Origin of the sequence: Bacillus sp. EKM202B (genome assembly GCF_011066025.1) — a bacterium.
GTDB classification, from domain to species: Bacteria; Bacillota; Bacilli; order Bacillales; family Bacillaceae_G; genus Bacillus_A; species Bacillus_A toyonensis.
In genome coordinates, this window is record NZ_JAAMNK010000032.1 from 16572 (window position 1) to 33572 (window position 17001).

Annotated in this window: 22 protein-coding genes; 14 read left to right on the forward strand and 8 right to left on the reverse strand. The window is 34.4% G+C overall.

Translation table 11 applies throughout. The annotated features are described in order from the left end of the window. Window positions 1–98: 98 nt before the first annotated feature. The gene (locus G9F74_RS24910; RefSeq protein WP_016108842.1) at window positions 99–1118 is read right to left on the reverse strand and encodes a zinc-binding alcohol dehydrogenase family protein; all 1020 of its coding nucleotides are present in this window, start codon (window positions 1116–1118) and stop codon (window positions 99–101) included. Window positions 1119–1300: 182 nt separating this feature from the next. Between G9F74_RS24910 and aiiA the strand changes: the two genes are divergently transcribed. After that, complete coding sequence (gene aiiA / locus G9F74_RS24915) at window positions 1301–2053, forward strand: quorum-quenching N-acyl homoserine lactonase AiiA (RefSeq protein WP_000216616.1); 753 nt, start codon at window positions 1301–1303, stop codon at window positions 2051–2053. 40 nt (window positions 2054–2093) lie between these two features. Here aiiA and G9F74_RS24920 read toward each other — a convergent pair whose 3' ends face one another. The 3 genes from G9F74_RS24920 to G9F74_RS24930 form a co-directional block, all read right to left on the reverse strand. Then, window positions 2094–2588, reverse strand: a complete 495-nt coding sequence (locus tag G9F74_RS24920; protein WP_000901690.1) for a YhfM domain-containing protein — start codon at window positions 2586–2588, stop codon at window positions 2094–2096. A gap of 89 nt (window positions 2589–2677) precedes the next feature. Further along, window positions 2678–3142: a DMT family transporter gene (locus G9F74_RS24925; protein ID WP_000965802.1), complete on the reverse strand. Its 465-nt coding sequence runs from the start codon at window positions 3140–3142 to the stop codon at window positions 2678–2680. A gap of 13 nt (window positions 3143–3155) precedes the next feature. Further along, complete coding sequence (locus G9F74_RS24930; RefSeq protein WP_002005482.1) at window positions 3156–3602, reverse strand: DMT family transporter; 447 nt, start codon at window positions 3600–3602, stop codon at window positions 3156–3158. 108 nt (window positions 3603–3710) lie between these two features. Between G9F74_RS24930 and yeiL the strand changes: the two genes are divergently transcribed. The 4 genes from yeiL (at window position 3711) to G9F74_RS24950 (ending at window position 6493) form a co-directional block, all read left to right on the forward strand. Continuing rightward, the gene (gene yeiL / locus G9F74_RS24935) at window positions 3711–4403 is read left to right on the forward strand and encodes a transcriptional regulator YeiL (protein ID WP_000754830.1); all 693 of its coding nucleotides are present in this window, start codon (window positions 3711–3713) and stop codon (window positions 4401–4403) included. Between the two features lie 13 nt (window positions 4404–4416). Continuing rightward, complete coding sequence (locus G9F74_RS24940; RefSeq protein WP_000632408.1) at window positions 4417–4770, forward strand: glyoxalase superfamily protein; 354 nt, start codon at window positions 4417–4419, stop codon at window positions 4768–4770. A 150-nt stretch (window positions 4771–4920) separates the two neighbouring features. Continuing rightward, window positions 4921–5964, forward strand: coding sequence for a flavin-containing monooxygenase (locus G9F74_RS24945; protein WP_000653874.1), 1044 nt, complete (start codon window positions 4921–4923; stop codon window positions 5962–5964). A gap of 280 nt (window positions 5965–6244) precedes the next feature. Next, complete coding sequence (locus G9F74_RS24950) at window positions 6245–6493, forward strand: hypothetical protein (protein WP_000666948.1); 249 nt, start codon at window positions 6245–6247, stop codon at window positions 6491–6493. A gap of 36 nt (window positions 6494–6529) precedes the next feature. Here the strand turns inward: G9F74_RS24950 and G9F74_RS24955 are convergent, their stop codons facing one another. Continuing rightward, a complete protein-coding gene (locus tag G9F74_RS24955) occupies window positions 6530–7567 on the reverse strand; it encodes a serine hydrolase domain-containing protein (protein ID WP_016108841.1) in 1038 nt (345 codons plus the stop codon). Window positions 7568–7668: 101 nt separating this feature from the next. Then, entirely contained in the window at window positions 7669–7863 is a 195-nt protein-coding gene (locus tag G9F74_RS24960) for a hypothetical protein (RefSeq protein ID WP_000819660.1), read from the reverse strand. Between the two features lie 133 nt (window positions 7864–7996). Here G9F74_RS24960 and G9F74_RS24965 point away from each other — a divergent pair, with 133 nt between their 5' ends. After that, entirely contained in the window at window positions 7997–8278 is a 282-nt protein-coding gene (locus tag G9F74_RS24965) for a hypothetical protein (RefSeq protein ID WP_000397729.1), read from the forward strand. Window positions 8279–8307: 29 nt separating this feature from the next. On the opposite strand, the gene G9F74_RS24970 is transcribed toward G9F74_RS24965, so the two are convergent. After that, window positions 8308–8598: a DUF3784 domain-containing protein gene (locus G9F74_RS24970; protein ID WP_000171769.1), complete on the reverse strand. Its 291-nt coding sequence runs from the start codon at window positions 8596–8598 to the stop codon at window positions 8308–8310. A gap of 124 nt (window positions 8599–8722) precedes the next feature. Between G9F74_RS24970 and G9F74_RS24975 the strand changes: the two genes are divergently transcribed. The 8 genes from G9F74_RS24975 (at window position 8723) to G9F74_RS25010 (ending at window position 15771) form a co-directional block, all read left to right on the forward strand. Beyond that, the gene (locus tag G9F74_RS24975; RefSeq protein WP_001028133.1) at window positions 8723–9004 is read left to right on the forward strand and encodes a MazG nucleotide pyrophosphohydrolase domain-containing protein; all 282 of its coding nucleotides are present in this window, start codon (window positions 8723–8725) and stop codon (window positions 9002–9004) included. Between the two features lie 34 nt (window positions 9005–9038). Then, a complete protein-coding gene (locus G9F74_RS24980; RefSeq protein WP_000727668.1) occupies window positions 9039–9776 on the forward strand; it encodes a glycoside hydrolase family 25 protein in 738 nt (245 codons plus the stop codon). A 136-nt stretch (window positions 9777–9912) separates the two neighbouring features. Then, window positions 9913–10686, forward strand: coding sequence for a BcII family subclass B1 metallo-beta-lactamase (bla2, locus tag G9F74_RS24985; RefSeq protein ID WP_000742460.1), 774 nt, complete (start codon window positions 9913–9915; stop codon window positions 10684–10686). A 740-nt stretch (window positions 10687–11426) separates the two neighbouring features. Next, window positions 11427–12713, forward strand: a complete 1287-nt coding sequence (gene hcp, locus G9F74_RS24990; RefSeq protein ID WP_002093521.1) for a hydroxylamine reductase — start codon at window positions 11427–11429, stop codon at window positions 12711–12713. Window positions 12714–13199: 486 nt separating this feature from the next. After that, on the forward strand, window positions 13200–13520 hold the full coding sequence (locus G9F74_RS24995) for a PadR family transcriptional regulator (protein WP_000429488.1): 321 nt from the start codon (window positions 13200–13202) through the stop codon (window positions 13518–13520). 75 nt (window positions 13521–13595) lie between these two features. Beyond that, window positions 13596–13937, forward strand: a complete 342-nt coding sequence (locus G9F74_RS25000; RefSeq protein WP_000891987.1) for a DUF1048 domain-containing protein — start codon at window positions 13596–13598, stop codon at window positions 13935–13937. A 322-nt stretch (window positions 13938–14259) separates the two neighbouring features. Beyond that, on the forward strand, window positions 14260–15021 hold the full coding sequence (locus G9F74_RS25005; RefSeq protein WP_016108840.1) for an ABC transporter ATP-binding protein: 762 nt from the start codon (window positions 14260–14262) through the stop codon (window positions 15019–15021). Then, window positions 15022–15771 carry an ABC transporter permease gene (locus G9F74_RS25010; RefSeq protein ID WP_016108839.1) on the forward strand — a complete coding sequence of 250 codons (750 nt, stop codon included), beginning with the start codon at window positions 15022–15024 and terminating at the stop codon, window positions 15769–15771. It begins immediately after the preceding gene. 165 nt (window positions 15772–15936) lie between these two features. On the opposite strand, the gene G9F74_RS25015 is transcribed toward G9F74_RS25010, so the two are convergent. Further along, entirely contained in the window at window positions 15937–16899 is a 963-nt protein-coding gene (locus tag G9F74_RS25015) for a helix-turn-helix transcriptional regulator (RefSeq protein WP_000755055.1), read from the reverse strand. Window positions 16900–17001: the final 102 nt, after the last annotated feature.

Sequence of the window (17001 nt, forward strand, 5' to 3'; positions counted from 1 at the left end):
CGATATATCTTGTCGAATTATTGATATAATTTGATTTGTGATAGATATATTGGAAAAATCGTTGATATAATTTCACATACTATCTGTCACTATCATGATTAAAATTTCTCTAATACGATTTTTCCAATGGTGTGCCCGCTTTCAAGTAGTCCATGTGCTTTCTTTAAGTTTTCAGCGTTAATTGGTGCTAATGTTTCATGTAAAGTGGTCTTTAACATACCTTCATCTAATAATTCGCTCACTTTATTTAATAGTTCATGCTGCGTAATCATATCACCAGTTTCATACATCGGCTTTGTGAACATAAACTCCCAAACAAAGGTCGCACTTTTACTTTTTAGAATGCCCATTTCAAGAGGATGTTCATTTTCTACGATAGAGCAAATTTTACCTTGTGGTTTAATTACTTCACCTATACCATGCCAATGCTGATCTGTATTATTTAAGCAGAAAATATAATCTACATCGTTGAATCCAAGGCTTTGTAGTTGCTCTTTTAAAGGTTTATGATGGTTAATTGTATGGTCAGCTCCAAAGTTTTTCACCCATGCTATCGTTTCATCGCGAGACGCAGTTGCGATTACATTTAATCCAGCCCATTTCGCAAGCTGAATTGCGATTGAACCGACACCACCAGCTCCGCCGATAATTAAAATGTTTTTAAATGTATTTTCGCTTTTCTTAGCGTAATTAATGCCTAAACGCTCGAATAAACCTTCCCACGCCGTAATAGCTGTTAAAGGAATTGCTGCAGATTCAGTATCACTTAAAGTTTTAGGTTTTTTACCAACGATTCTTTCATCAACTAGGTGGTATTCACTATATGTACCTTGTCTCGTAATACTTCCAGCGTAAAACACTTCATCGCCTTCTTTAAATAACGTACAACTTTCGCCAGTTTGTACGACAACACCACTAGCATCCCAGCCAAGTATTTTCGCTACATCTTCTTTTTTATCTTTCGGAGAGCGAACTTTTGCATCAACTGGATTAACGGAAATCGCGTTAATTTTAACAAGTATATCTCTTCCTACGGCAACAGGTCTTTCAACTTCAATATCAATTAAACTGTTTTCTTCTTCAATAGGTAAGTATTCATGTAAACCAATTGCTTTCATTTGTAGTCCCTCCATTAAAGTAAGAATCATTTACTCCTTTATTATAGATGGTGAAATGCTGTTATGTAAAAAGTACATTTTTTTGTATGCTGGAATGAAAGAGTAGAAGGAGTTTATTTCTAAAAAGTAGAATTTTTTACTGTATTGTTTTATTCAAAACGAAATGTAAAGGTGGATACATAATGACGGTAAAGAAGCTTTATTTCGTGCCAGCTGGTCGTTGTATGTTAGATCATTCTTCTGTTAATAGTACGCTCACACCGGGGAATTTATTAAACTTACCAGTATGGTGTTATTTATTGGAGACAGAAGAAGGGCCAATTTTAGTAGATACAGGTATGCCAGAAAGTGCGGTTAATAATGAAAATTTATTTGACGGTACATTTGTTGAAGGGCAGATTTTACCGAAAATGACTGAAGAAGATAGGATCGTAAATATTTTAAAACGCGTTGGTTATGAGCCGGAAGACCTTCTTTATATTATTAGTTCTCACTTGCATTTTGATCATGCAGGGGGAAATGGTACTTTTACAAATACACCGATTCTTGTGCAGCGTGCTGAATATGAGACGGCACAACATAGTGAAGAATATTTGAAAGAATGTATATTGCCGAATTTAAACTACAAAATCATTGAAGGGGATTATGAAGTCGTACCAGGTGTTCAATTATTGTATACACCAGGACATACTCCAGGACATCAGTCACTATTCATTGAGACGGAAAACTCTGGCCCAGTGTTATTAACGATCGATGCATCGTATACGAAAGAGAATTTTGAAGATGAAGTGCCGTTCGCGGGGGTTGATTCGGAATTAGCTTTATCTTCAATTAAGCGTTTAAAAGAAATTGTTAGGAAAGAGAACCCAATTGTTTTCTTTGGACATGATATAGAGCAGGAAAAGAGCTGTAAAGTGTTCCCGGAATATATATAGTGCAAAAAGTCATGAGCTTACGTGCTCATGACTTTTTTGTTTAAATAATTTTTTTAAATAAATTATAAACTTTTTTTGAACTATCTTCGTTTAACTGATAGTACGTAAGGTTTACATCATCAGGAGTATCTTGCTGAGCAATCATCACTTCGCTGCTGTGATGATCAACTACCCATATGAAATATTTTTTATAAGTTCCATCTTCGAAAGTAATCCACATATCACAATCTATTAAGTCTGATCCTTCTTCATCTAATGTTAATTTGCCTTTTTTTGCGGTATTCATACTGTTAATAAACGTTTTTAATTCATCTGTTTTTGTGAGAAAGATATCCTTTTTTGTTTTAATTGATTCTACATGTATATCTTTTATTTCCTGTTTACCTAAAAAAACAGGAGGCTCATTTGGATCTCGCGAGCTTGAAATAATAGTAGCTTTCTTTTTCGGTTTATTTGCAGTATAGAGATCTTGAATAGATTTCCCCGAGTTTATAAACCATACAATTCCACAAATAATTAATACGCTACCTAGCAATAAAATAATTTTTTTAATAGGGTTTTCTCCTCTCTATTATTTCGTGTGAAGAGCTTTTCTATTAATATATGATAGGTAAGCGTAAAGTATTATAGTTGAACTTGGTTATGCTTCACAGTTTTTATCGGGCGATCTATGAGTAAATTGTAAGTGAGCCCAATTAATACGAAAATGCCACCGATAACTTTACCGATTGAGAGTTCATTTGTCAGGAAGAAATCAATAATAGTCCCCGCAAATAATTGTCCGATAAAGATGAGTAATGTTAAATAAAAGGCTGATATTTTAGGAGTAATATAGTTGGATAATGAAATAACGATAACGCCTACTAATCCGCCTAAGTACACAGCAATAGGAATAGATTGTAACGTCTGCATTGGAATATACAATGAATCTGAACTGAAAATTAAAAATAACATAGAGAAAAATAATCCAGTAATATAATTAAAAAACGTGCCTTCCCAATTTCCGATTTTCGCTGCTAAATTCGCGTTAATAATTCTAGCAACAACGATAGAAACACCAGCTAAAATAGCGATCGTAATATATAACATTTTCTTGCCCCCATTAATAAATTGTCATGATTATAATTCCAGAAGAGATGAAACATAATCCAATTAGTTTTTTCTTTTCAAACTTTGCAACTTTCATTCCTAATAAGCCGAAATGATCGATAATGATGGAAGCAATAGATTGACCGAGTAAACTTAATGCGATCGTAATAGAAGCACCAAGGACGGAGAAACTTATATTGTTAAAAAGAACAGTGAATACTCCAATCGCTCCAGCGCTATATAAAAAAAGTGGAATACTTTTATCGAAACGAATTTTATTTTTGTTTATGATTAAAATGAAGATAACTGCAATTAAACCGACAAGGTGAATGACAACGCTTGCTGTGTACTTGCCAATTAACTCAGATAAAATCCCATTCAGTGGAAGCATAACGGCGATGAGCACACCAATAAAGACAGAAAGAAAGTTATACAATGTAATATCCCCTTTGTATTTCATATTTGTAATGACTGTATCATGCTGAAATTGTGTATTGTTATGACATATGTCATAGTGGAAGAAGAAAATTTTGATTACAATGGGGATGAGTTGTAAAGGTGGGGAACTATGAAGAAAGTATGTAATTCTATTAAATTAGCAGAGTATATGAAGAAAAATAATATTGATTCATTTTTTAGTCATGATATGAAGCCATATATGGAACTTATATTTTTTAAAAAGAATGAGTTTATTTGTAGAGAAAATGAAGAGATAGATTATTTATATTTCTTTGTTGAAGGAAAAGCGAAAGCGTTTAACACATTAAGTAACGGGAAATCCGTATTATTATGTTTTTACGATAGTTTGCAGTTACTTGGAGATGTGGAGTTAATTCATTCCCAAAGGATTACTTCAAATGTACAAGTAATGGCAGATTCATATTGTGTTGGTTTACCATTAGGAAAAGTGAGAAATCAGCTATTTCATGATGCGAAATTTTTAAGATGTATTTGTGGATCGTTAGCACATAAGTTAAATCGACTTTCAAAAAATAGTACAATTAATTTATTGTATCCGCTTGAAAATAGACTTGCGAGTTACATGTTAGCAGCAGGGGAACGAGCAGTTCAGCATGAAAATAGAATTGTATTTAGTGGGAATTTAACGGAAATAGCGGAATTGTTAGGAACGAGCTATCGGCATTTGTTGCGAACATTAAATATTTTTTGTGATAAAGAGATAATAAAGAAGAACGATGGATGCTATGAAGTAGTAAACGTGGATGTTTTGAGAGAATTGGCAGCAGATGTTTATAAATAGGAGGAGAGTATAAATGATAACACCTATATTTAGAATTTTTGATATTGAAAAAGCAAAACTATTTTACTTAGGTTTTTTAGGATTTAAACTGGATTGGGAACATCGGTATGAGGAAAATAGGCCATTATATTTGCAAATTTCGTTACAGGATGCTGTGATACATTTATCAGAACATCATGGTGATGCCTCACCAGGTGGTGCGATTCGGATCAAAATAGATGATGTAAAGGATTATCATTCTGTATTATTAAGTAAAGAATATGCTTATTCGAAGCCGAATATAGAAAAAACACCTTGGGGTACAATTGAATTAACTGTAATTGATCCGTTTTCAAATAGAATTACACTGTACGAGGAAAAATTGTAGAAATGGAATGAAGAGTAGTTCATAGAGCAGTGAACTGCTCTTTTTTATTTTGAGTAGATATTGAATCATATAAAAAGAAAATGTTATGATTATGGAAACGTATGAATATATGAACAAGTATTCATATGTTTAAGGAGAGGAGGGATTAGAATGAAAGATCTAATTATTATTGGGGCGGGTCAAGCTGGATTAACAATGGGATATTACTTGAAGCAAGAAGGGTATAATTTTTTATTACTTGAGGCAGGAAAACGAGTTGGTGATTCATGGAGAAATCGATATGATTCTTTGCAGCTTTTTACCTCAAGGTCTTACAGTAGCTTGCCGGGTATGACGTTAATAGGTGAAAAAAATGAATTTCCATGTAAAGATGAAATTGCAACTTATTTAGAAGAATATGCAAGACATTTTCAATTACCGGTACAATTACAAACGGAAGTTCTAAAAATAAAGAAAGAAAAAGAAATATTTGAATTACATACTCCTACAGAAATTTTACAAACGAAAAAAGTTATTATTGCATCAGGTGGTTTTCAGCAACCATTTATTCCCTCAGTTTCAGCAAATCTATCATCACATATTTTTCAAATACATTCATCACAATATAGATCATCATCGCAAATTCCACAGGGGAAGGCACTTGTAGTAGGTGGCGGAAATTCAGGAATGCAAATAGCAGTAGAACTTGCAAAAACGCATGAAGTTACGGTATCTATTAGTCATCCTATAACGTTTTTACCGTTACAACTTTTTGGAAAAAGTATTTTTAATCTGCTAGAAAAAGTGGGTTTATTGTACGCTGAAATAAATACAAAGAGGGGAAGATGGTTTCAGAAGAGAAAGGACCCTATTTTCGGTTTTGAAGGTAAGAAACTTATTCGTAATGGAGCAATCAAACTGCAAGAAAAAGTAGTAAGTGCATCAGGAAATAACATTATGTTTCAGAATGGTGATACTTATAGTGCAGAAAGCGTTATATGGTCAACTGGTTTTGTACAAAATTATAATTGGATTGAAATTGAACAGGCAGTGAATGAGAAAGGATTTCCTAATCATATAAAGGGAATCAGTCCAGTAAAAGGATTGTATTATATCGGTTTACCATGGCAATCTCAAAGGGGGTCCGCACTTATTTGTGGTGTAGGAAAGGATGCAGCGTATGTACTTTCTGAAATCAAAAAAATAGATCAGTAGCAGCAACTACTGATCATCCATATGTACATGAATTAGGAGAGGTCAAACATTTATTAACTTTATTATAATAGATTTTCATAGAATTAAAAACTGAAAATTCAAATTTAATGTTGAGAAAGTTTTTTGTATCGAAATATATGAAAAAATAGGGATTTTTATTAAAACAGAAAAAGATATTTCTATTTTAGTAAATTATGATATAGTCTAAATAAGCGTGTTTTTCCATAAATGTAATTATTTTCATTTTAGTTTTGTTTATATGAGGGAAGGAGAAGTAATTATGAAGTTTGATGATCAACGCTTACTAGGAGTCCGATTAGGTTCTGTACTTGTGACAGAGGAAAATCAATATTTAGTAATTAAGAAAAAAGATCATTATGCACTGTTAAATATACATAATTTAGAATGCACACATGTTGAAGTGCAGTTAGAACATTTGGAAGAAATGTTGCGGGAAGATTTCCAAGAAAGTATAACGGAGATTATCGCACCAGAACATATAAAAATTGTTGCGAAAAATGTTATATAGATAAAGAAGCTGGAAGGAACAGCTTCTTTATTTTCATTATAAGGATAACGTTTTCACAACCTCACCAATGATCCCTTCCATTTGATGAACACCTAAATCGGAATTAGTCATAATAACAGCACCATTCCCGCAGTATGGATAACAAACCATCATACATTGAAATCCAACGCCCCATCCGAGTGAATAAACCTGTAATTTTCCATTAGAATCATCTAGAAAAACACCTAATCCAGTCCATTTTGAGCAACCTTGAGGAGAAATCATGTCTATTACTAATTTTTGAGAAAGTTTTAGTTTGCCCTTTCCTTGTAAGGAATGAATGATTTCAATAACTAAAGCTGATAAGTCAGTTGGTGTTGTCCAAATGCCTGAAGCAGCTGCGAATGGATAAAATGGAAATCTCTCATTTGCTACAGTTCCATCTTTATTATGGCCGCAAGCAAAAACATCAGTTTTATCTATGTCTTTTGGAGAGAAGAGTGTACTATTTTTCATTGGTAGTGGCTGGAAGATATGTTCTTCTAATAACTGATTAAATGATTTTCCTGTAATATCTTCTAGTAGTAGCTCGATTATACAAAAGTTTGCGTCCGAGTAATGAAATTCACTTTCTGGTTTATAAGCTACTTCTATAGGTACGGGGCAATATAGTGTTTTACCGGAAAGGAGCTCAGACATATTAGGTAATCCTTTTGCAGGTGTATAATGTTCAAAACTATTAGGTGGATCAATGAGTCCAGATTGATGGCTTAATAAGTTTCTCGAAGTGATGCTTTTTTGTGAAGTAAATAGATTGGTAGGAATGTTCCAAGATGTGAGTTTATCATTTACGTCTTCATCTAAATATACGATACCTTGCTCTGATAATGTTAGTACGAGCATTGTAGTGATGAATTTGCTGATAGAGCAAGAATTAAAGAGAGAATTTGTAGTAACAGCTCTAGTTGTTCCAGCTTCAAGTGTTCCAAAGGCAGTCGCTTCATCTAGTTTGCCATTACGTATAACAGCGAGGCTTAAACCTGCAACGGAATATTGATTCATTTTTTCGTATATATTGCTACTTTTTAAGTTCATGGTGACTCCTTTCTTTAAAGACAGAATATTATTTTTATTATACAGTAGTAAAAAAAAAGAAAACACTTCGTCATTCACCAATGAAGTGTTTTCTTTTTTAGTTAGTTTGAAGTGAACTTTTGAAAAAATTTGTCTCGGTACATGTACATAACCCATGAGATTGTTATTAAAGAAATAATGATTTGTTTGTTTTTAATTGGTGCATTGAAAACAAGCCAACCAACTATATCAAATAATAAATGTAGCACGATTGAAAGAACTACAAATTGAAGTAACGTATTTAAAAATCTTTTCATAAAGTGTCCCCCTAAAATAATAGGTTTTATTAACAGTTTGATATAGTAGTATTATACATTAAATGTTTGATGTGGTAAAATTTACATAAGTTAGTGAAATAAAACAAATGAAAGTTAGTAAGGGGGAACATTCATGGAATTCTGGATGGTTATACCGATAGTAGCCTTTGGTTTCATTTATATCGCTGAAAAATTAACTACAATTGAAAAGAAAAATGATGCGCGTTTAAAGAGAATTGAAGATAGATTACAATTAATTACGAAAGAAATGGGAATTATAGAAAGAGAACCTGAAATTAATAAAGAACTACGCCAGCCTGTAGAAGAAGGCAAAAAAATTACAGCAGTTAAGAGAGTAAGAGAAGCTTTTGGTTTTTCCTTACTAGAAGCGAAGCAATATGTTGATAAATTATAAAAAAGATCATCCATTTGGGTGATCTTTTTTCACTGCACCATGCGTGTATTTACATAAGCGGCGATAATAAAGTGTCCAATTATAATGATAGGAATAACGATCGTGACATTAGGAGTAGTGAAGACACTACCGATTGTGGCAATGACACCAGCAACTAAATTATAAAGACCAACTATTTTTGATAACTTCACTTTATCAGGCACGCGGCGTTCGTTGAATCCTGATAAGAGCCAAGTGTATTGTTTTACTCCAATGAAATAAGCTAGTGCAAATGAAAGGATTGCCACTATGAATAATGATGGGGAAGCGAAGAGAGTCATTGCAAACACCTCCGTTAATGGGCTATAAATAAATTATAGTCCGAATGTTATAATTTAACAAAATATAATTTTGGTTTTAAGTGTAATAGAAAAATGGAGTATTGGTAATGAGGGGAGATTAAGTATGAATATTGTGGAGTTTCAGAGGTATGTATCAAATTTCAGTAAAGAAAAAGGATTTCAAGATACAACAATTGAAGAGCGCACCATATATACGATGGCGGAATTAGGTGAATTAGCGGAAGTCATATTAAAGCGTGATACAATACAAGATGCGAAAAGAGAGATCGGTTTAGAAATGTTTGATGTAATTTGGAATGTATGTGATTTAGCAAATAAATTAAATGTTGATTTAGAGAAGGCGTTTGAAGAAAAAATGAAAATTAATAAAAAGCGTGAATGGTAAGTAGAATTTTAATTTGTAAAGATGGGTGATATGAATGAAAAAGAAGCTTTTTATAGGAGGAATCTTTACTTTAATTAGTGTAATAAGTGTTGTCGTTTACTTAGTTTTTCAAGGCATATTCATTCCGAATCAAATAAGTGCTGATAAGTATGAAATAAAAGGTGTAGATGTCGCATCGTATCAAGGGGATATAGATTGGAGAGAGTTGGAAAAGCAAAATATGAAGTTTGCGTTTATAAAGGCGACTGAAGGAAGCTCGTTTGTGGATGAGTACTTTTCGAAAAATTGGACGAATGCGAATAAGACAGATATGCGCATCGGAGCGTATCATTTTTTTAGTTTCGATAGTAAGGGTGAAACACAAGCAGAGCAATTTATACGAACTGTTCCAAAATATAAACAAGCACTGCCACCCGTAATTGATGTTGAGTTTTACGCTAACAAAAAAGATAATCCGCCTAAGCGTGAAGATGTTGCGAAAGAGTTGTCGGTCATGATTGAAATGCTAGAAAAACATTACGGTAAGAAAGTAATATTGTATGCAACTCAAGAGGCATATGATTTGTATATAAAGGATGGGTATCCCAAATGTGATATATGGATTCGTAGTGTTCTTACAAAAACAAGTTTATCTGATGAGAGAAAATGGACGTTTTGGCAATACACGAATCGTGGGAAATTAAGCGGTTATAATGGAAAAGAAAAGTATATTGATTTGAATGTATTTTATGGGAATGAGGAAGAGTTTGAGAATTATGGAGTGAAAGGTTAAGTTTTAAAGCGTACAACATTTTGTACGCTTTTTTATTATTTCTAAAAAAATATGTAAGACATGATGGAACAAAGATTGGAGATGAATTGTCTAATATAGGTAATAACTATTTAGTTTGAAAGGAAGGATGGAGAAAATGAAAAAGAATACATTATTAAAATTAGGGGTATGTGTTAGTTTACTAGGAATAACTCAATTTATTAGTACAATTTCTTCTGTGAAAGCAGAACAAAAGCTAGAGCAAAAAGTAATAAAAAATGAGACGGGAACTATTTCAATATCTCAGTTAAACAAAAATGTATGGGTTCATACGGAGTTAGGTTATTTTAATGGAGAAGCGGTTCCTTCGAACGGTCTAGTTCTTACTACTTCTAAAGGATTAGTACTTGTTGATTCTTCTTGGGATGACAAATTAACGAAGGAATTGATCGAGATGGTAGAAAAGAAATTTAAGAAGCGGGTAACGGATGTCATTATTACACATGCGCACGCTGATCGAATTGGCGGAATAACAACGTTGAAAGAAAGAGGCATTAAAGCACATAGTACAGCATTAACTGCGGAACTAGCAAAGAAAAGTGGATATGAAGAGCCACTTGGAGATTTACAAACAATTACGAGTTTGAAGTTTGGCAATACAAAAGTAGAAACGTTCTATCCAGGGAAAGGACATACAGAAGATAATATTGTTGTTTGGTTGCCACAATATCAAATTTTAGCTGGAGGCTGTTTAGTAAAATCTGCGGAAGCAAAAGATTTAGGAAATGTGGCGGATGCGTACGTAAATGAATGGTCTGTATCGATTGGAAATGTATTGAAACGATATAAAAATATGAATTCTGTCGTACCTGGTCATGGTGATGTAGGGGACAAAGGGTTACTTTTACATACATTGGATTTACTAAAATAAGACATTGTTAGAAGAAAGAGAGGAGAAATAATTTTCTCCTCTCTTTCTTCTAACTATATTTAAATGCTGAATTTGTCGATTATGCCAGCATATATTACTGAGATTTTAATTCCAAGTATACAAATACTAGTACCGTCATAATTGCAATAACAACGTAAGTAGCATCAAGCATTATAAGTGTTTTTAAAGTTTCAGTCATCCTAATTCACCCCTGCTATAAAAATATAACATGATCTTTTTATCAATCAGATAAGAGATCACAAAGATACAATATACATGAAATTTCTTAAGTAGGTTCTATTTAAATATATCATATAAATAATGTAAATAATGTTAAGATAGTGTAAATGTATTGTAAATAAAAAGGTTTACAATAAAGATTTTAATAAAAAATGACAGTTCCTTAAAATTAAAAATACGCTCTTCTTTCTATTGAATGATAGAAAGAAGAGCGTATTTTTATGTCTATTTTCATATGTGATGAATTGCAACTATTTGTACAAGGGATTCAAAAATTTTTTTCGTTGTATATATTTCTCCAAATTAATTATTTAGCTATTTAAAAGTATCGAAAGATGTGGACACACTAATGTATATTTTTTAGTGTCAATAAAAATATTATGTCAACAATATGAACTGTCACAAATCTTTATATATTATTGTGATTGATATCACATCACTTTTTTTCAATGGGTATTATGCTTAAGGTGTAATGAATGATTGGGAGAGGGTGGGATGATATGTTTTGTTATCAATGTGAACAAACGCCAACAGGCGGATGTAAAGTAATGGGTGTTTGTGGAAAGAATGAAACGATTGCTAGTTTACAAGACACGATTGTGTTTGGGCTAAAAGGAATTGCGGCTTATCGTACTCATGCTGCTCAGCTAGGGTATACGGATGCATTTGTAGATGCTACAACACAAGAAGCTTTATATATGACATTAACAAATTCTAATTTTAACGAACAAGAGCATATTGATATGGCTATGAAAGTTGGGAAATCAGCTTTACGGGTGATGGAGTTATTGGATGAGGCACATACGAATCATTTTGGTGTGCCAGAGCCTGTACAAATTACACAAAATCGTGTAGAAGGTAAAGCAATTGTAGTTACGGGTCATAATTTATTTGCATTAGAAGAACTATTAAAGCAAACAGAAGGAAAAGACATTAATATTTATACGCATTCTGAAATGCTACCAGCACACGGATACCCGCAGCTGAAAAAATATAAACATTTAAAAGGAAACATCGGTAAGGCATGGTATGATCAAAGACGCCTTTTTGAAAAATTTACTGGTGCCATATTAGCTACAACGAACTGTGTTATGCCAATTAAAGGCTCGTACTCTGATCGATTCTTTTCATATGACATTGCAGGTTTAGAGGGTATACAAAAAATTGAAAATGATGATTTTACACCATTAATTCAAAAAACGCTAGAACTTCCAGAAGTACATATGGAGTCGGATGAACAGTTAGTTACAGGGTTTCATCATAATACAGTATTATCATTAGCTCCAGAAATTATTGATGCAGTAAAAGAAGGGAAAATAAAGCGTTTCTTTGTTATCGCCGGTTGTGATGCACCGGGAAAAGGCGGAGAATATTATCGTGAATTAGCAACGTCACTTCCGCCAGAAACGGTTATTTTAACAACTTCTTGTGGGAAATTCCGCTTTAATGATGTGGATTACGGTGTTGTACCTGGCACGGAAATTCCGCGTTACATTGACTTAGGACAATGTAACAACTCCATTTCTACAGTGAAAATAGCGGCTGCTTTAGCAGATGCTTTTCAATGTGAAGTGAACGAATTGCCAGTAAGTATTGTCCTATCATGGTTTGAACAAAAAGCAGTTGCCATTTTGCTCGGGCTATTTAGTCTTGGAATTCAAGATATTCGCATCGGTCCAAAGGCTCCTGAATTTATTTCACCTGGCGTACTTGATGTATTACAAGAAACATTCGGTTTAAAACTGATTACAAATGCAGCAGAAGATATGGCTATGATGTTATCGTAATAAAAAATGATCTGTCTTATTAATAAGAAGAGCTAGCCATATTCATTAACTTTGGTATAGTATAGCGCCCCAAAATAAAAATGTAGAATTTTTGTTTTGGGGTATTTTCTTTTCTTAGTGGGATAGGTATGGGGCAAAATAAAAAAAGAAAATAGGCTGTATCGAATAGGTAATAGTTGATTTTAGAAAAAATATAAAAATCGAGTTGACATTCATCGCTACTTAGTCATACAATGTACTTGTAATAAGCAATACTGAGTAGTGTTGTTTCTCAAAATATTTGCAGTAGACAATAGGTAATAGCGGATTTTAGAAAAAATTTGAAAATCAGTTGACATCTATCACTACTTAGTCATACAATGTAGATGTAATAAGTGATACTGAATAGTATGAATTCAAAAAAACTACTCAGTAAAAAATTCGCCTTAGTACTCTGTAATACTGAATATAAGTCAGACAGAATAGGGGGTAAAGGAGGATCAGGACATGGAAAATTTAACTGAAATGCTGAAAGGTTCACTGGAAGGGTGTGTACTGGAAATCATTAGTCGCCGTGAAACGTATGGCTATGAGATTACCCGCCACCTGAATGATCTTGGGTTTACCGAAGTTGTGGAAGGTACGGTGTATACCATCCTCGTACGATTAGAGAAGAAAAAGCTTGTGAATATTGAAAAGAAACCATCAGATATGGGACCGCCTCGTAAGTTTTATTCATTAAATGAAGAAGGCCGCCAGGAGCTTGAATTGTTTTGGAAAAAATGGGATTTTGTATCGTCAAAAATTAACGTCTTGAAGTCAAAATAGGTTCATAAGATAAAATGTTCCGGCCGATACTTTGGGAATTTCTTGCTCGGTTTTATAAAAAAGGAGGAAAATAAGATGTTAGAAATGTTTAAAAAGTTAATTGGTGATAAAAAAGAGTACAAAATGATGATGGCACGAGTTGAGGCTCTGCCAGAGGACTACCAATTTGTATTTAAGAAAATTCAAAACTACATGTGGAATTTCTCAGCGGGTAACGGGATGGATATGTTACACATACAGTATGAATTAATCGATTTGTTCGAAGCGGGTGCAGCGGAAGGAAGACAAGTGCTTGACATTACTGGGGATGACGTGGCATCCTTTGCTGACGAACTAGTGGCAAACGCTAAAACTTACGTCTCCAAGTATCGTGAAGATTTGAATGAAAGTATTATGACGAAATTGAGAAAAAAATAAATGGAATAAGTAATACCGACTGATTAGCTGGTTACACATATGAATTGCCACCATAGCTATTCAGTTATATTTTTAACTCAGTACTAAGTAATACAGAATATCAGTGATACTAAATAGGTAGAGGTAAATAAATTATCTTCGCAAAACATTTTTATCCCGCATTAACGGGCAGTAAGACCCCCACCTCAAAATTCAGCGTAAGCAAAGAAGTTAGGTCGGGGATCAATTGCCCGTAAAAGTCCGATTGATTCAACTAATAATCAGTGGGGGATGAACAAAACCCCCACTGATTAAAGTTTCACTTTATAGGGAGGAAAAAAGTATGAGTAATGCAGCGATTTCTATAAAAGGCTTGAAAAAATCCTTTAAAGACAAGGAAGTTTTAAAAGGGGTAGATTTTGAGGTGCAGCGTGGAGAAATTTTCGCGCTGCTAGGCTCAAATGGAGCGGGAAAGACAACAACGGTCAACATCCTTTCGACGCTAATGAAGCAAGATGGCGGTGAAGTAAGCATTTGCGGATTTGATGTACAGCGTCAACCAGATCATGTTCGTCAAAGTATCAGTTTGACAGGGCAGTTCGCAGCTTTAGACGGTATGCTTACTGGGAGGGAAAACTTGATAATGATCGCCAAGTTACGTGGTGTTTCCAATCCCGCTCAAGTTGCTGACAATCTACTTGCAAGATTTAGCCTGACTGATGCGGCAAACCAAAGGGCAGATCAGTATTCAGGCGGAATGAAGCGCCGGCTTGATATCGCGATGAGTTTGATTGGAGCGCCAGCAATTATTTTTCTTGACGAACCAACGACTGGACTTGATCCTGAAGCGCGAATCGAAGTGTGGGATACAGTTAAGGAACTTGCCAGTAGCGGTACAACTATTTTGCTTACGACTCAGTACTTGGAGGAAGCAGAACAACTGGCAGACCGTATCGCTATTTTGCATGGCGGAAAAATTATTACGACAGGTACTCTTGCTGAACTAAAAGAGATGTTCCCAGCGGCAAAAGTGGAGTATATCGAAAAGCAACCGACATTGGAAGAAATCTTCCTTGCGATTATCGGTAAAAAGGAGGAGATGTAAATGAAAAGTAAAACTGGTGTATTACTAGGTCGTTTAATGCGTAACATTATGCGCAGTCCGGATGCAATTATTACGGTAGCGATTACACCGATTATGATGATGCTATTATTTGTCTACGTGTTTGGCGGCGCAATAAAAACAGGAACGGAAAATTACGTCAATTATTTATTGCCGGGAATTTTGCTAATGGCTATCGCATCCGGTGTAGCTTACACTTCCGTGCGACTATTTACGGATGTAAAGAGTGGGCTGATGGCACGTTTCATTACGATGCCTATTAAGCGCTCATCTATATTGTGGGCCCACGTTTTAACCTCTCTTGTTGCTAATGTACTTACTATCGTGGTGGTTATTCTTGTTGCACTCTTAATGGGCTTTCGTTCCAGCGCTAATATTCTAGATTGGCTTGCAGTAGCTGGGATACTAGGGATGTTTACGTTGGCGCTAACATGGCTAGCTATCATTCCAGGATTGAAAGCGAAGTCTATGGAAGGGGCGACTGCTTACTCGTACCCGCTAGTTTTTCTTCCATTTATTAGTTCGGCCTTTGTCCCTACCGAAACGATGCCAAAAATTGTTCGCGCGTTCGCTGAGAACCAGCCTGTGACTTCAATTGTGAATGCGATTCGTGCTCTATTATATGAAGGAACTGTTGGAAACGATATTTGGATTGCCCTCGCTTGGTGCGTCGGAATCATGGTTATTGCTTACTTCTTTGCTAGTAAAGCATTTAAACGTCAGTTAGGGTAAGAAACGAGATAAACGAAACCTTCAGGAATAATATATACGTTTAGAAAAGCACGGGAGATTTTCCGTGCTTTTATTATTTTTCATGCTCTCATTGTAGTAAATGAAATGGTATTTAAAAATAGGATGATTGTCCAGTGATAAAGCTTAATATTTGAGGCTCACTGCTTATGGAATATATAAGCACACTCGTTTTTGTAAATCTGCTAATACTTCATCGGGTATTTCCCTGATTTTAATATCCTTCCCTAGGAAAAGTAGCCAATTTGTTATTTCCGTCACTTCATCGGGATTGTTAACATTGATAAAAGTTTTTAAAATGGCTGTAGACTGGTAAGGATTTGTATAAGATATTGATCCTTTTAAAGGATGGTATTTTTTGAACTGGGCAATCGCTTTTGGTCCAAGTTCAAGTACCAAGTTGATTATTTCGTCCTTCTTACTTAGTTTTTCTAAAATCTTTTTCTTATTTAGCCTTTTTTTCGTCGTGTATGGTTCGATATTGGTGAGGTCATCGACAGGAAACATTATCTTCTTTTCTTCTTTTAAGTCAAACCCTTCAATGATCCAATGGCTTTTTTCTTGATAAAGGTGTAGTAGATAAATTGGATAAGATTTGATTTCCTTTTCTTCTTTGATGGTAATCAATAAATGGTTATCCAAAAGAAGGAGTTGAATGAGTTTTTCTAACATAGGATGGGGGAGGTCAGAAAGCTCAAGTAGATCGGGATTATGAGGGTTAGTCCCTTCAAACAGCAAGAGTTGATTTAAAAGAACAAGGTCATCTTGCTGGGTTTCTGAAATGAGTCCTAGTAGTTTTTCTGCTAATGACTGACGACTTTTTAGATAGGGAAGTTGTTGATTCCTCGTAGCCATAAAGGCAATAAAAAGAGCTTTCACTTCATTATCAGTAAAGCGAACAACGGGCAGGATAGAGTTATGCATAACAAAATATCCTCCGGTCCTTCCAACTTCAGCGACAAGTGGCATCCCCATAGCTTCAATTTCTCTAATGTCTCTAATAGCTGTCGATCGTGAGATGTTAAATTCTCGTATGATTTCAGAAATTGTAAAGTGGGAGCGGTTGTTGATATACCGCATAATTGTATTAATCCGTTCGACTTTTTTCATTTTGGTCTCCTAAACAGTATCATTTTTTGACATGGTTTAAAGGTATTATAAACGTATCAGATGAAAAGATAAATCGTTTGATTAATAAAAAAAGAGGCAGGT